This window comes from Kosakonia sp. PSU_27, assembly GCF_039409795.1.
In the GTDB taxonomy this organism is placed as follows: Bacteria; Pseudomonadota; Gammaproteobacteria; order Enterobacterales; family Enterobacteriaceae; genus Kosakonia.
Window position 1 is genome coordinate 172,118 of the sequence record NZ_JBCIVK010000002.1, and the last position, 14,756, is coordinate 186,873.

The 14,756-nt window shown below is 53.5% G+C and carries 14 protein-coding genes; 7 read left to right on the plus strand and 7 right to left on the minus strand.

The features are described 5' to 3' along the window. The first annotated feature begins 3 nt into the window (after positions 1-3). The 6 genes from rlpA (at position 4) to lipA (ending at position 6,080) form a co-directional block, all read left to right on the plus strand. On the plus strand, positions 4-1,197 hold the full coding sequence (gene rlpA / locus AAIG26_RS04605; protein WP_343180069.1) for an endolytic peptidoglycan transglycosylase RlpA: 1,194 nt from the start codon (positions 4-6) through the stop codon (positions 1,195-1,197). A 139-nt stretch (positions 1,198-1,336) separates the two neighbouring features. Continuing rightward, a complete protein-coding gene (dacA, locus tag AAIG26_RS04610; RefSeq protein WP_020457003.1) occupies positions 1,337-2,548 on the plus strand; it encodes a D-alanyl-D-alanine carboxypeptidase DacA in 1,212 nt (403 codons plus the stop codon). A gap of 104 nt (positions 2,549-2,652) precedes the next feature. Then, on the plus strand, positions 2,653-2,916 hold the full coding sequence (ybeD, locus tag AAIG26_RS04615; RefSeq protein ID WP_017455881.1) for a DUF493 family protein YbeD: 264 nt from the start codon (positions 2,653-2,655) through the stop codon (positions 2,914-2,916). 88 nt (positions 2,917-3,004) lie between these two features. After that, the gene (gene lipB / locus AAIG26_RS04620) at positions 3,005-3,646 is read left to right on the plus strand and encodes a lipoyl(octanoyl) transferase LipB (RefSeq protein WP_017455880.1); all 642 of its coding nucleotides are present in this window, start codon (positions 3,005-3,007) and stop codon (positions 3,644-3,646) included. A gap of 304 nt (positions 3,647-3,950) precedes the next feature. Beyond that, on the plus strand, positions 3,951-4,904 hold the full coding sequence (locus AAIG26_RS04625) for a YbeF family transcriptional regulator (RefSeq protein ID WP_097407175.1): 954 nt from the start codon (positions 3,951-3,953) through the stop codon (positions 4,902-4,904). Positions 4,905-5,114: 210 nt separating this feature from the next. After that, on the plus strand, positions 5,115-6,080 hold the full coding sequence (lipA, locus tag AAIG26_RS04630) for a lipoyl synthase (RefSeq protein ID WP_343180070.1): 966 nt from the start codon (positions 5,115-5,117) through the stop codon (positions 6,078-6,080). Between the two features lie 69 nt (positions 6,081-6,149). Here the strand turns inward: lipA and tatE are convergent, their stop codons facing one another. Continuing rightward, on the minus strand, positions 6,150-6,344 hold the full coding sequence (tatE, locus tag AAIG26_RS04635; RefSeq protein ID WP_017455877.1) for a twin-arginine translocase subunit TatE: 195 nt from the start codon (positions 6,342-6,344) through the stop codon (positions 6,150-6,152). A gap of 127 nt (positions 6,345-6,471) precedes the next feature. Next, the gene (locus tag AAIG26_RS04640; protein WP_343180071.1) at positions 6,472-7,260 is read right to left on the minus strand and encodes a deaminated glutathione amidase; all 789 of its coding nucleotides are present in this window, start codon (positions 7,258-7,260) and stop codon (positions 6,472-6,474) included. Positions 7,261-7,349: 89 nt separating this feature from the next. Between AAIG26_RS04640 and crcB the strand changes: the two genes are divergently transcribed. Beyond that, the gene (crcB, locus tag AAIG26_RS04645) at positions 7,350-7,733 is read left to right on the plus strand and encodes a fluoride efflux transporter CrcB (protein ID WP_017455875.1); all 384 of its coding nucleotides are present in this window, start codon (positions 7,350-7,352) and stop codon (positions 7,731-7,733) included. Between the two features lie 62 nt (positions 7,734-7,795). Here the strand turns inward: crcB and cspE are convergent, their stop codons facing one another. The 5 genes from cspE to AAIG26_RS04670 all read right to left on the minus strand — a co-directional run bounded on the left by cspE (position 7,796) and on the right by AAIG26_RS04670 (position 14,755). Beyond that, positions 7,796-8,005, minus strand: a complete 210-nt coding sequence (cspE, locus tag AAIG26_RS04650; protein WP_007373839.1) for a transcription antiterminator/RNA stability regulator CspE — start codon at positions 8,003-8,005, stop codon at positions 7,796-7,798. 192 nt (positions 8,006-8,197) lie between these two features. Then, positions 8,198-8,731 (minus strand): lipid IV(A) palmitoyltransferase PagP, encoded by a 534-nt coding sequence (gene pagP, locus AAIG26_RS04655; protein WP_343180337.1) that lies wholly within the window; start codon positions 8,729-8,731, stop codon positions 8,198-8,200. Positions 8,732-8,931: 200 nt separating this feature from the next. Continuing rightward, positions 8,932-12,051 (minus strand): efflux RND transporter permease subunit, encoded by a 3,120-nt coding sequence (locus tag AAIG26_RS04660; RefSeq protein ID WP_269231450.1) that lies wholly within the window; start codon positions 12,049-12,051, stop codon positions 8,932-8,934. Beyond that, complete coding sequence (locus AAIG26_RS04665) at positions 12,048-13,502, minus strand: efflux RND transporter periplasmic adaptor subunit (protein WP_343180072.1); 1,455 nt, start codon at positions 13,500-13,502, stop codon at positions 12,048-12,050. The genes AAIG26_RS04660 and AAIG26_RS04665 overlap by 4 nt, the downstream gene beginning before the upstream one ends. Then, positions 13,502-14,755 carry a TolC family protein gene (locus AAIG26_RS04670; RefSeq protein WP_343180073.1) on the minus strand — a complete coding sequence of 418 codons (1,254 nt, stop codon included), beginning with the start codon at positions 14,753-14,755 and terminating at the stop codon, positions 13,502-13,504. Before AAIG26_RS04670 ends, AAIG26_RS04665 begins: the two co-directional genes overlap by 1 nt. Position 14,756: the final 1 nt, after the last annotated feature.

Below are 14,756 nucleotides of genomic sequence, written 5' to 3' on the forward strand. Positions count from 1 at the left end.
GCAATGCGTAAGCAATGGCTTGGGATCTGCATAGCAGCAGGATTACTGGCGGCATGTTCGAACGATGATGGTCAGCAGCAGACGACCGTAGCGCCGCAACCTGCGGTGTGTAACGGCCCTGTCGTTGAAATTAGCGGTGCGGAGCCTCATTACGAAGCGCCTGTCGCCACGGCGAATCAGGATTATGAACGCGACGGTAAGCGCTACAAAATCGTGCAGAATCCGGCGAACTTTAGCCAGGCGGGTTTTGCGGCGATTTACGATGCCGAACCCGGCAGTAATTTGACCGCCTCCGGCGAAGCGTTCGATCCGATGCAGCTTACCGCAGCACATCCGACGCTGCCCATTCCGAGCTATGCGCGTATCACCAACCTGGCCAATGGTCGCATGATAGTGGTGCGTATTAACGATCGCGGGCCCTACGGTAACGATCGCGTAATTTCCCTGTCGCGCGCGGCAGCGGATCGACTGAATACCTCCAATAACACCAAAGTGCGTATTGATCCGATTATCGTTGCGCAGGATGGTTCCCTTTCCGGCCCGGGTATGGCATGTACGAAAGTTGCACAGCAAACCTACGCCTTGCCAGCGCGTCCCGATCTTGGCGGCGGTCTCGGCAGTGTCTCTTCGGCTCCGCAGCCTGAAGAACCGCAGGGCAACGTACACGCGATCAGCAATGATACGCTGAAAAGCGACGACACCACTGCTGCGCCGGTACGTAGCGGTGGCTTCCTGGGCGCGCCGACCCCACTCGCCTCTGGCGTACTGGAAGGAAGCGCTAATACTTCCACCGCGACAGCAGCGCAACCTGCAACAACATCTGTGACGCCAACCGTTACACCGACCGCGCAGACTGCTCCGGCTGCGCAAACGTACACACCGACGCGCACTTCGCCCGTTACAGCACCGGGTTCGGTACAGGGCAACGTACATACGGCCGCGCCTGCCAGCAGCGCTGCGGCGGCAAGCAGTGGCGGTTATATGGTGCAGGTGGGAGCCGTCAGCGATCAGACCCGTGCTCAGCAATATCAGCAGCGCCTGGCGCAGCAGTTTGCGGTTCCTGGCCGCGTCACGCAAAACGGTGCTGTCTGGCGCGTACAGTTAGGGCCGTTCAGCAACAAAGCGGACGCCAGCGCATTGCAGCAACGTCTGCAAAACGAGGCGCAATTGCAGTCATTTGTCACGAATGCCCAGTAAACATGCGAAGGTGTCTGACTTTGTCAACTTATGTCAGCAACATTAACAAAGTCATGCTGAAAGTCAGATGCCTGCATGTATAGCTTTTGCTATAGTAAGGCACTTTTTTTAACTCCATCACGGATGTCGTTGTTCGACCATGAAGACCACTTTTTCCGTTCGTTTTATGCAGCGCCTGGCGCTCACCACGGCGCTGACTGCAGCCTCTCTTTCCGCTGCGCATGCCGATGACCTGAATATTAAGACCATGATCCCGGGCGTTCCGCAGATTGACGCGGAATCCTATATCCTGATCGACTATAACTCCGGCAAAGTGCTGGCTGAGCAAAACGCCGATGCGCGCCGCGATCCGGCAAGTCTGACCAAAATGATGACCAGCTATGTCATTGGCCAGGCCATGAAAGCGGGCAAATTTAAAGACAGCGATCTGGTCACGATTGGTAACGACGCCTGGGCGACCGGCAACCCGGTGTTCCGTGGCTCTTCCCTGATGTTCCTGAAACCTGGTATGCAAGTGCCAGTTTCCCAGTTGATCCGTGGTATCAACCTGCAATCCGGTAACGATGCCTGCGTGGCGATGGCCGATTATGTGGCGGGCAGCCAGGACGCGTTTGTCGGCCTGATGAATAACTATGTGAAAGCACTGGGCCTGCAAAACAGTCACTTCCAGACCGTACATGGCCTGGATGCTGATGGTCAGTACAGCTCCGCGCGTGACATGGCGCTGATTGGTCAGGCGCTGATCCGCGATGTGCCGAACGAATACTCCATTTATAAAGAGAAAGAGTTCACCTTTAACGGCATTCGTCAGACCAACCGTAATGGCCTGCTGTGGGATAACAGCTTGAATGTTGACGGGATTAAAACCGGTCACACCGATAAAGCGGGTTATAACCTGGTGGCGTCAGCGACCGAAGGCCAGATGCGCCTGATATCTGCTGTAATGGGTGGTCGCACGTTTAAAGGCCGTGAAACCGAAAGCAAGAAACTGCTGACCTGGGGCTTCCGTTTCTTTGAAACTGTAAGCCCAATTAAAGCCGGTAAAGAGTTTGCTTCAGAGCCAGCATGGTTTGGCGACAGCGATCGTGCTTCGCTGGGTGTTGATAAAGACGTGTACCTGACCATTCCGCGCGGCCGTATGAAAGATCTGAAAGCCAGCTATGTGCTGAACACCAGCGAGCTGCACGCACCGCTGCAGAAAAATCAGGTGGTTGGCTCTATTAACTTCCAGCTGGATGGCAAAACCATCGAACAGCGCCCGCTGGTGGTGCTGCAGGAGATCCCGGAAGGTAATTTCTTCGGCAAAATCATTGATTACATTAAATTGATGTTCCATCACTGGTTTGGCTAAAAATTGAACACTTGAAAGTGTGATTTCCGTCCCCATATACTTAGCATCTCAGAAAAACTCCTGCCCTTGCGGCAGGAGTTCTTATTTTTTACGCCGGAGCTGACATGAAAACCAATCTTAAAGAACTGCTTGAATTCCCGACTCCTTTTACTTACAAAGTGATGGGTCTGGCGAAACCAGAGCTGGTTGATCTGGTGGTTGAAGTGGTACAGCGCCATGCGCCAGGTGATTACTCTCCGCAGGTAAAACCGAGCAGCAAAGGCAATTACCACTCGGTATCCATCACCATTAACGCTACCCATATTGAGCAAGTTGAGACGCTGTACGAAGAACTCGGCAATATCGAAATTGTTCGTATGGTGCTGTAATTGTTCATCACGTTACCCGGAGCCATTCGGGTAACGTTTTCGCTGTGATATACTTCCCCCACTCTTTTTCTCCCCCGGGGATGCCGTTTTGTCTCAGGACACCATTCTTATCCGCAATCTTGGTTTGCAGCCTTATGATCCGATTTCTCGGGCAATGCATGAATTCACTGATGCTCGCGACGAGACGACGCCGGATGAAATCTGGCTGGTAGAACACCATCCCGTCTTTACGCAAGGCCAGGCTGGCAAAGCCGAACATGTGCTCGCCCCGGGGGATATTCCTGTGATCCAGAGCGACCGCGGCGGCCAGGTAACCTACCATGGACCAGGCCAGCAGGTAATGTATGTATTAATTAATCTGAAGCGGCGCAAAGTAGGCGTGCGCGAACTTGTCACATTGCTCGAAAATACGGTTATCAATACGCTGGCCACACTCGGGATTAACGCACAGGCGCGAGCTGACGCACCGGGTGTATATGTGCAAGGCAAGAAAATCTGTTCCCTGGGTCTGCGGATCCGTAAAGGGTGCTCATTCCATGGCCTGGCGCTGAATATCGATATGGATTTGGCGCCGTTTATGCGCATCAATCCTTGCGGTTACGCCGGTATGGAAATGACCCAAGTCAGCCAACTGGTGGAAAATAGCGATATGGATAAATTAAGGACGATTCTTATCCAGCAATTTTTAGCGCTACTAAACAATCCACCGCATCAATATATGAGCGCTTAATATATCATGTATAGAAGCCCGCATTTTGTGCGGGTAGTTATTTATTTGGCCTGTTAGCGCTTTACAATAGAAGCCATATTCTCTATTTTCAACCTGCCTGCTTTGTCGGGAAAATTAGCATTAAAGCACGTTGCCAGGCTTTGTATACACGCTCCAGTCCAATCTTTTTTTAGTGTATTGTCTGGCCTCGCGATGAAAAACTACGTCATGATGACGAGAGACAGGATGTTTACTCAAGTTAATAATCAACAAAAAAAATAAATTCAACTATCATTCAGATTTTGAATGAATACGGAGCACAAGCGTGGATAATAATAACCTGCAGGAAAAGCGAATAACCGTGCGCCCCGACGATGATAAGCCGCAAGTCTTCAGAACGCTGCGCAATATTGATCTCAATTTACTGACTATTTTTGAGGCAGTATATGTGCACAAAGGGATAGTCAACGCGGCGAAAGTGCTCAATTTAACGCCTTCCGCAATTAGCCAGTCCATTCAAAAATTACGCGCAATATTTCCCGATCCGCTTTTCATTCGTAAAGGTCAGGGCGTGACGCCTACGGCTTATGCTTCCCATCTGCACGAATATATCAGCCAGGGACTGGAGTCTATTCTTGGCGCATTAGATCTGACCGGCAGCTATGACAAACAACGTACGATTACCATCGGTACGCCACCATCGATTGGTGCATTAGTTATACCTGTTATCTTCCAGGCAATAAAAGAGAGTTCGCCGCATCTGATGATGCGTAATATTCCTGTTAACGATGCGGAAAGCCAGCTCAGCCAGTTTCAAACCGATTTAATTATTGATACGCATATTGCAGGCTCTCGTACCATTAATCATCACGTCCTCTATAGCGACCGTGTCATGCTGGTTTGCCGCAAAGGGCACCCTTGTTTAAATGGGCCGATTAATGAAGCGGTTTTACAGCAGTACGAACACACGCTGCTCATGCTGGAAGGGCAAAATCTTAGCGGGCTGCGCCAGCGTGTACAGGATCTTTTCCCTGAGCGTCAGGTAAGCTTCAGCAGTTACAATATGTTTACGATTGCGGCACTGATCGGCAACAGCGATATGCTGGGATTAATGCCGGCGCGGCTGTTTACGTTATTCAGTGGCTGTTGGCCGCTGGTTGAAATTGATTACCCGCCAATCAGTAACGAGCACCTTGAAATCTCGCTTTTTTACAATAAGTTGAGCCTGCGTGACCCGGTGCTGGAAAGCGTTATTAACGTTATACGACGGGCTTTTTAACGCCCGTCCGTGCCAGGCGAAAGCGCTAACCCTTATTGGGCATTTGGCACAAAACAACAACTATTTTACAAATTGCCCCGTTGTCAGGCTGCTTTCTATCCCCCATCAATGGTATACTGCACGCAAGTTAATTCAAAAATAGTTGATAAATACAACATTCATTTGAATTGAAATGCTTACTTCGTTATCCGCAACTGGAACACGCACGCTATGAGTAAACCCATTGTGATGGAACGCGGTGTTAAGTACCGCGATGCCGATAAAATGGCGCTTATCCCGGTTAAAAATGTGGCGACAGAGCGCGAAGCCCTGTTAAGAAAACCGGAATGGATGAAAATCAAACTCCCGGCCGACTCCTCCCGTATCCAAGGGATTAAAGCAGCCATGCGCAAAAACGGGCTGCACTCTGTGTGCGAAGAGGCTTCCTGCCCGAACCTTGCTGAGTGTTTCAACCACGGTACGGCAACCTTTATGATCCTTGGTGCTATCTGCACGCGCCGTTGCCCATTCTGCGATGTGGCACACGGACGTCCTGTGGCGCCGGATGCCAACGAACCGCAAAAACTGGCGCAGACCATTGCTGATATGGCGCTGCGTTATGTGGTTATCACCTCTGTAGACCGTGACGATTTGCGTGATGGCGGTGCTCAGCATTTTGCTGATTGCATTACCGCCATCCGTGAAAAAAGTCCATCGATCAAAATCGAAACGCTGGTGCCGGATTTCCGTGGCCGCATGGATCGTGCGCTGGATATCCTCACCGTCACGCCGCCGGATGTCTTTAACCACAACCTGGAGAACGTGCCGCGTATTTACCGCCAGGTTCGCCCGGGCGCGGATTACAACTGGTCGCTGAAACTTCTGGAGCGTTTTAAAGAAGCGCATCCGGAAATCCCAACAAAATCCGGTCTGATGGTTGGCTTAGGTGAAACCAACGCAGAGATCATTGAGGTTATGCGCGATCTGCGCCGTCACGGCGTGACGATGCTGACGCTGGGCCAATATTTACAGCCAAGCCGCCATCACCTGCCGGTACAGCGCTATGTCAGCCCGGATGAGTTTGACGAAATGAAAGAGGAAGCACTGGCGATGGGCTTTACCCATGCGGCGTGTGGCCCGTTCGTTCGTTCCTCTTACCATGCCGATCTGCAGGCAAAAGGCGTGGAAGTAAAGTAATACTTGCTTACACTGCAGACAAAAAAACCGGCTTCTGCGCCGGTTTTTTTTCGCCTGTCAAAGCCGCTGTTACTCTTTGTGAGAGAGTTTTTCTGCTGTGACTTCGTCAGCTTTTTTCGCTGCATCATCATCATTCATGGCTTTTTTAAAGCCTTTGATGGCTGCGCCCAGGTCACCGCCGAGCGTACGCAATTTTTTGGTTCCAAACAGCAGAACAACCAGTGCGGCCACAACCAGCAGTTTGGTAATACTAATCTCACCCATAGATACCTTCTTTCGTAAAACAGGCTGCATAAAACGCCATTATAACCGGACTTCATTAACGGTCATTCGACGCGCGCACACAATAGCAATGTGTAACGAGATGAATCAAGTGTTGTTTAAAAAAACATCACACTAAATGTGGTGCAGCGAAACGGCGATTACGTAACACCGGCAGTGCCTCGCGGGTCTGCACCACACGTTCAGGCGAGACCTCGGCGAAAATAAGCTGTGGCGCTTGCGCCGCCGCCGCAATCGTCACGCCCTGCGGATCAACGACCCGGCTCTGCCCGATATTCTTATTGCCGCATTCGCCTGCCGCGACAATATAACATGTTGTGTCCAGCGCCCTTGCCGAGAGCAGCGTCGCCCAGTGCTGCTCCTTGAGGGGACCGCGTACCCAGGCGGCAGGCAACACCAGCAGTTCTGCCCCCTGCAACGCCAGCGACAACGCCAGTTCCGGGAAACGCAGATCGTAGCACGTCATCAAACCGACCTTCATGCCCTCCACCTCAATCAACGGCGGAATATCGCGCCCGGCGTCCACCCGCGCAGATTCCTGCATGTTGAACGCGTCATACAAATGCAGCTTGGCATACTGCGCGATCACCTCACCACCGCGCAATACCACCAGCGTATTAACTGCCCTGCCCTCGGTTGACGGAACATGCACTGTCAACACCGTCGTCAACGCATTACGCTGGCTCTCCGTACGCAACAGGCTCAGAAAGCCGCCATCAAGCGTCTGCGCCGATTTGACCGCAAGGTGTGGGTCAGCATCATCTCTTGCCAGTAATGCCTCTGGCAGCACCAGCAGCGACGCCTGACGCGCTACCGCCTGTGCCATCAACGCAACACACGTCTGCGCATTGGTCCGCCAGTCTGGCGTGACCGCAAATTGCCCGGCTGCAACAATCATCTTTAGTCCTCTCGCTTCGTCGCGATAGCCAGAAAATAGCCGCGACGCTAAACTCAACACTCTAACAAATCAAATAGCAGGATCTCACGGTGTTACAACTTCTTTTAGCGGTATTTATTGGCGGTGGAACCGGTAGCGTTGCGCGCTGGATGTTAAGCATGAAACTTAATCCGGCGCATCAGGCGATCCCTGTTGGGACGCTCACCGCCAACCTGCTCGGCGCGTTTATTATCGGTATGGGGTTAGCGTGGTTCAATCGGATGACGCACATCGATCCCGTCTGGAAAGTACTGTTAACCACCGGTTTTTGTGGCGGTCTGACTACCTTTTCTACCTTTTCCGCGGAAGTGGTGTTCTTGTTACAGGAGGGGCGAATTAACTGGGCGCTGCTGAACGTGGCGGTAAACCTGCTGGGCTCGTTTGCTATGACGGCACTGGCGTTTTGGCTATTTTCCTCAGTTAACGCAAACTGAAAGGATAAAAAAACCCGCCTTACGGCGGGTTTTGGAATTCTTACTGTACGTACGTAGCTGAATTAAACAGGCATTACGTTCGCAGCAGATGGGCCTTTGGCACCGTTAGTGATTTCAAACTCAACGCGCTGACCTTCAGCCAGGGTTTTGAAACCATTGCTCTGGATTGCAGAGAAGTGTACGAACACGTCTTTGCTGCCATCTTCCGGAGTAATGAAACCGAATCCTTTGGATTCATTAAACCACTTAACGTTACCTTTAATCTTAGACATCAAAATTACCTTTACATGAAAAATCGACACAAATGCTGTGTCGGGTATCAGTACAACAATTGTGACGACTTTTGTCCAGTCGTTATTCGTGAAAAAGTGATAAATGTCGCTAACTTTTTTGCAAAAGTGAGTTTATTCCGCGTTTTAGGCGATGATTAAAATTTGTACATCGCGTTAACACCGCGTTTGCAGCTAAAACTGAAAGCGCATCCAGGCAAAGTAAACGTTCCCGTTGTTATAGGTGCCCGGAATGTAGGTCATCTGGAAGGTCGCCGGGCCATAACCGATAGATGCCAGCGGCAACAGCACCGGAACGGGAATGTACTTCCAGTTATCACGCGCGGTAAACCCGGCCGTATAACCCAATCCCAGACGGAAGTTATCATCTGCCAGCGGACGCCATGTTTTCTCCCATCCGTAGCCGCCAATCGGCTCCCATTTGTTAAATGAATCTTTAAATGCCATCAGATAGAGGCCGTGCCAGTTCCCTTTTTCGTCCCAGCGTGACTGACCAAAACCCGCGCCCCATGGACGTTCGTTATAGCGGTCCGTTTTCTCCTTGTCATAGGCGAAACGCGCATGCCAGGTGATAGCAGGAACATAGAGATCATAATGCTCTGGCTGCTGCCAGGTTTGCTTCACATTGTCAGTAAAACTCGAGAACCAGGAATTCTCTGCAGCAAGCGCTGTGGTAACCACCGAAAACTGGCAAAATAAAGACAAAATAATAGCTAAAAACTTCTTATTTACAGACACCGTAATTATTCCATGTTATGCAACAACGTATATTCTTGGGCATGTTATCTGAATGGTTCCTTAACAAGATCGGATTAATTCTGAAAAAACCTACGGAATAATCGCAGTATTACGTCACTAAACACAGAATATCGTTCAATGCGCCCCATCACAGGGGCGCAAAAAAGCGACTAACGTTTGCGATGCAGTAAGAAATAAACTGCCGGGATAACCAACATCGACAGCAAAGGTGCCGTTATCATGCCGCCAATCATCGGCGCAGCGATACGGCTCATCACCTCCGAACCGCTGCCACCGCCCCACATAATGGGAAGCAGCCCCGCCATTATCGTCGCAACCGTCATTACCTTTGGCCGCACGCGGAGTACCGCACCTTCATGGATTGCCTGTAGCAGTACCTTATTTCCCCCCTCCGGTTCACGTGTGCGATATTTCTTAAGCGCGTGATTAAGATAGAGCACCATAATAACGCCGAACTCTGCCGCCACGCCGGCCAGAGCAATAAAACCGACCGCCCCCGCAACGGATAAATTATATCCCAGCAGCCACAATAACCAGACACCGCCAATCAACGAGAATGGTAATGTCCCCATTATTAACAGGGCATCAGATATACGCTTAAAGGTAATAAATAGCAGGACGAAGATAATCATTAGCGTTACCGGCAAAACGATTTTCAATTTTGCCGTGGCGCGTTCCAGATATTCAAACTGTCCGGACCACGAGAGCGTAACCCCCTGCGGCAGTTTCACCTGCTGTGCTACACGCTGCTGCATCTCGTCCACTGCCGATTTCAAATCGCGACCGCGCAGGTCAACGTAGATCCAGTTTGAGAGGCGCGCGTTCTCGCTTTTCAGCATTGGCGGCCCCTCTTTCACCACGATATCCGCCAGTTCACCTAACGCGATCTGGCTGCCATTTTCGGTGATCACCGGCAATTTACGCAAATCATCGACGTTATCTCGTATTTCTCGCGGGTAACGTACATTGACAGGATATCGCTCCCGCCCTTGCAGCACTTCGCCAATATTTTCCCCACCAACCAGCGTAGAGACCAGCGATTGCAACTCTTTTACCGACACACCATAACGCGCAGCCTGCTGCCGGTTAATGTTGATATCGACGTAGCGCCCCCCCGCCAGACGCTCGGCCAGTGCCGATGTTACGCCTGGCACTGTTTTCACCACCTGCTCGATTTGCTGCGCCACACGTTCAATATCAGCAATATTATTGCCGTTCACCTTAATCCCCACCGGGCTTTTGATCCCGGTTGCCAGCATATCCAGGCGGTTACGGATAGGCGGCACCCAGACATTGGCAATGCCCGGCACCCTGACGGTTTTATCCAGTTCTTCCACCAGTTTTTCCGGCGTCATACCTGGCCGCCACTGGTCGCGCGGTTTAAAGCGGATAGTGGTTTCCAGCATGGTTAATGGCGCAGGATCGGTCGCGCTCTCTGCTCGGCCTGCTTTACCAAACACGCTCGCCACTTCCGGCACGCTTTTAATCAGCCGGTCAGTCTGCTGCAATAAACGCCCGGCTTCCCGCGCAGAGATCCCCGGTAACGTCGACGGCATATACAGTAAATCACCTTCGTTGAGCGGCGGCATAAACTCACTGCCCAGCCGACTCAACGGCCATAACGTTGCCAGCAACAGCAACAACGCCACCGCCAGTGTCGCTTTCGGCCACGCCAGCACTTTATCCAGCAGTGGCTCATACAGGCGAATCAGGAAACGGTTAATGGGGTTGGCTTTCTCATCAGGGATCTTGCCGCGAATAAACAAGCCCATCAGCACCGGAACCAGCGTGATACCAAGCCCGGCCGCTACAGCCATCGCCCAGCTCTTGGTGAATGCCAGCGGCGAGAACATACGCCCTTCCTGCGCTTCGAGTGAAAACACAGGAATAAACGACAAGGTAATGATCAGCAGGCTGCAAAATAACGCCGGCCCCACTTCGACTGCCGCCTGTTCTGAAAAATGCCAGTAATCCGCTCCGGTCGGCTGTCGATCAGGGTTATCGTGCCGCCACTGCTCCATCACCTTGTGCATATTCTCGATCATCACAATGGCCGCATCCACCATTGCGCCGATAGCAATCGCAATCCCGCCCAGCGACATGATATTGGCGTTGATGCCCTGGTAATGCATGACGATAAACGCGCCGAGGATCCCCAGCGGCAGTGACACAATTGCCACTAATGCCGAACGGAAATGGAACAGGAACAGCGTGCAAACCAGCGCAACAACGATAAATTCCTCAATTAATTTATGCGTCAGCGTTTCAACCGCGCTCTCAATCAGCGTCGAGCGATCATAAACCGGTACGATCGCCACACCGTCGGGCAGCGTTTTTTGCACCTCGCTGAGTTTCGCTTTCACCGCATGAATGGTATCGAGCGCGTTTTTGCCATAACGCATAACGATAATGCCGCCCGCGACTTCACCTTCGCCATTATATTCCGCCACGCCGCGGCGCAGCTCAGGCCCCAGGCGCACCGTCGCTACATCTGAAAGCATCACCGGTACACCATCCCGGCTGGCAATCACTATCTGGCGAAAATCCGCCAGTTGCCGCAGGTAACCGGTGGTCCGCACCATAAATTCGGCTTCGCCCATCTCCAGCAGCGCACCGCCGCTCTCCTGGTTCGCCGCCTGCACAGCGCTGACGATCTGTTCATGGGTAATATTCAGCGCCCGCATTTTCGCGGGATCCGGCACAACCTGATATTGCCGAACCATACCGCCAACACTTGCCACTTCCGCAACGTTCGGCACGGTTTTAAGTTCAAATTTCAGCGTCCAGTCCTGCAACGCGCGCAAATCCGCCAGATTATGTTTACCGCTGCGATCCACCAGCGCGTACTCATAAATCCAGCCCACACCGGTCGCATCCGGCCCTAACCCAACGTTCACGCCCGCAGGCAATGAAGACTGGATTTGACTTAAGTTCTCCAGCACACGAGAACGCGCCCAGTAGAGATCGGTATCATCATCAAACAGCACATAGACATAGGCATCGCCAAACATCGAATAGCCGCGCACCGTTTTCGCCCCCGGCACGGAAAGCATGGCGGTAGTCAACGGATAAGTCACTTGATCTTCAATAAGTTGCGGCGCTTTACCCGGATAGCTGGCACGAATAATCACCTGTACATCGGAGAGATCCGGCAGAGCATCCAGCGGCGCGCGCTGGATTGACCAAATCCCCCAGCCGGTGAGCACCAGCGCGGCCAGCAGGATTAACAAGCGGTTACGCAGCGAGGCGCGAATCACGGCAGCAATCATTTCATCGTCTCCTGCGTGGGCATCAGATGAGTAATGACAGCACCCTGCTCGTCATCGAGCGTAAAGCTGAACATCACCTTATCGCCCACTTTGATGGCGGGTTCAGGCTGTTTAAGAACGAAGTCCATCGTCATCGCGCCCCAGTTCAGCGCCGGAATCGGCTGGTGCGACAGCGTGATGCTACCAGCATCAATCGCTTTCACCACACCGGTTGCGTCGTAGGTTTGCACTTTCTTCGCGGGAGTTTGCGGCGCCTGTTGGTGCGGCAGTGCGCTACGCAAGCTCGCTTCTGAGTCAATCAGGAACTGGCCGGAGGTCACGACCTTATCGCCCTCCTGTAATCCGGACAGCACTTCGGTCCAGCCCTCTGCCGTACGCCCGGTGGTGACGTTAACGGCCTGGAAATGCCCGTCACCCGTCGCCAGTAACACGCGGCTTGCCGCACCGGTTTCAATCAGTGCCTCTTCCGGAATAGCCAGTACCGCAGGCTGTTGCGCCGATGCAGGCTGCGTTACGGTCAGGAACATGCCGGGTTTAAGTTTTTGCTGTGGGTTATCCAGCACGATACGCGCTTTCAGCGTCCGGGTGGTGGTTTCAAGCTGCGGCAACAACTCACTGACGCGGCCGTGAAACTGCTCACCCGGCCAACTACCCGATGTGGCAATAATTTCGCTACCCGCAGTAAGCGCCTGCGCCTGGCTTTGCGGGTAATCGACCACCAGCCAGACAGGATCAAGGTTCGCCAGCTCAAAGAGAACTTGCGTAGCGGCAACTTGCGCGCCTTCACGGGAATCAAGTTTCACCACATAGCCGTCACGATCGGCGCGCAGCGTGAGCCGGGTTTGCGGTTTCCCGCTACGCTCAACCGCGCGAATAATGGCATCCGGCATAAATTGCAACGCCAGCCGCTCGCGGGCGGCGCGCGTCAGTTCGCCATCGCCCAACTGGCGCACCGCCAGATACTCCTGCTGCGCCGTTGTCCATTGCGGGATCCACAGTTGCGCCAGCGCTTCGCCTTTCTTCACCCACTGTTGCGGCGCGCGAACAAACAGTTTTTCCACCACGCCCGCCGCCGGAGACGGCACGCTCTGAATACTGCGCTCATCGGTGGTTACCGTGGCAAAGGCGGAAAACGCGTCGGCAAGCGCGCGTTTTTCCACCTTCGTCGTCGTCATCCCCAGGTTTTGCTGCTGCTGCGCACTGACGCTGACGCCACCGCTGGCAGGTGTTTCATCGGCATAACGCGGCACCAGCGGCATATCCATAAACGGGGATTTACCCGGCTTGTCAAAACGCTGATCCGGCACCATCGGATCGTACCAGTAGAGCACTTTTCGTTGTGTTGTTTGCTCGCCTGAAGCCGCAGGCGCACTGTGCTGGCGACCGGCGAAATACCCTGCGCCCGCCGCCAGGCAAGCCGTAATCACGACGGCTAAAATCGTTTTTTTCATTACCTTAACTCCTGCGGGATCAGCCAGCGGATTGCGGCCCATTTCTGCGCCATCTCTTTCTCGGCCTGGTTCGCGGCCAGTTCGCTATCGAGCACATTACGCCGGGCCTCCAGTAACCCGGAGAGATCCGATTGCCCCGAACGGTATTGCGCCGCCAGTAACGTGGCCCGCTGACGAACCAGCGGCAGCACCTCGTCACGCTGGCGCATCCACAGCGTTTGCGCGGCGTTATATTCGGCAATGAGCGAATGCAGCTGTGCGGCGTGATCGCGCTCAGCCAGCGCCAACTGGTCGTTAGCCTGCATAGTGCGGGAAACATCAGCGGCGTGATCTTTATCCTGACGGTGCGACTGGAACAGCGGCAAATCGACGGTAAACATCACCCCGGCCATATCTTCATACCCTTCGGCGCGGCGTCCGTACCACACTTCCACCTCGACATCCGGAATGGCGGCAATGGCGGATTCGGCGGAACGGGCTTTCGCGCTGTTAGCCATACTGGCCGCAGCGATAATGTCCGGATGCTGCGCAATGCCCTGCTCCAGCGTTTTTTCATCCGCGGGCAGACGTTGATACCGTGGAAGCTCGCCGGAAACGGCACTCACATCCTCGCCAGTCAACTGCGCCAGGCGAGTTTGCGCCAGGTGCACATCGCGTTCGGCGAGCGTGAGCTTGTCGCGCATTGCACTCAGGCCAACCCGGAAAGCCAGCACGCTATCTGGTGCAGCATTGCCAGCGCCCACGCTGGCGCGCTGCGCGCCCTGCTGGCGTTCGGTTTCTGCCAGCAGTTTGCGCGCGGTCTGCAACGCCTGTTGTGAAAGCGCTAAGTCGAGCCACGCCTGGGCGGTGTCGCGCTGTAAATTGGCGCGTACGACGGCAGATTTGGCGCTAACACTTTGCGCTTCGGCTAACAACGTATCGGCTTTACGATCGCGTTTTTCGGCGCTGACATACTGCTGCATGATCCCGATCCGCTGCATCGTCATCCCTTCGCGGGTTAAACGGCGATCGTTGTTGCCCTGTACCGGGACGTTTTCAATACCGAATTTCAGCTTCGGGTCGGGTAACTGGCGGGCAGAATCTGCCATCGCATCCAGCGCCTGCGATTCGTTGCGGTTAGCGGAAAGTTCTGCGGAATAGCGCTCAGCGGCGGCAAGGGTTTGCGTCAGCGTCAGTGACTCCGCCTGCGCGGCGGAGCACATCAGTCCAAGCAACACCCCGCCGAGCCGCAGGCTCAGCGAGTAACGTTTCATT

Coding starts and splice junctions, on each gene's coding strand:
- rlpA (WP_343180069.1), top strand. CDS start 4: ATGCGTAAGCAATGGCTTGGGATCTGCATAGCAGCAGGATTACTGGCG.
- dacA (WP_020457003.1), top strand. CDS start 1,337: ATGAAGACCACTTTTTCCGTTCGTTTTATGCAGCGCCTGGCGCTCACC.
- ybeD (WP_017455881.1), top strand. CDS start 2,653: ATGAAAACCAATCTTAAAGAACTGCTTGAATTCCCGACTCCTTTTACT.
- lipA (WP_343180070.1), top strand. CDS start 5,115: ATGAGTAAACCCATTGTGATGGAACGCGGTGTTAAGTACCGCGATGCC.
- tatE (WP_017455877.1), bottom strand. CDS start 6,344: ATGGGTGAGATTAGTATTACCAAACTGCTGGTTGTGGCCGCACTGGTT.
- AAIG26_RS04640 (WP_343180071.1), bottom strand. CDS start 7,260: ATGATTGTTGCAGCCGGGCAATTTGCGGTCACGCCAGACTGGCGGACC.
- cspE (WP_007373839.1), bottom strand. CDS start 8,005: ATGTCTAAGATTAAAGGTAACGTTAAGTGGTTTAATGAATCCAAAGGA.
- AAIG26_RS04660 (WP_269231450.1), bottom strand. CDS start 12,051: ATGATTGCTGCCGTGATTCGCGCCTCGCTGCGTAACCGCTTGTTAATC.
- AAIG26_RS04665 (WP_343180072.1), bottom strand. CDS start 13,502: ATGAAAAAAACGATTTTAGCCGTCGTGATTACGGCTTGCCTGGCGGCG.
- AAIG26_RS04670 (WP_343180073.1), bottom strand. CDS start 14,755: ATGAAACGTTACTCGCTGAGCCTGCGGCTCGGCGGGGTGTTGCTTGGA.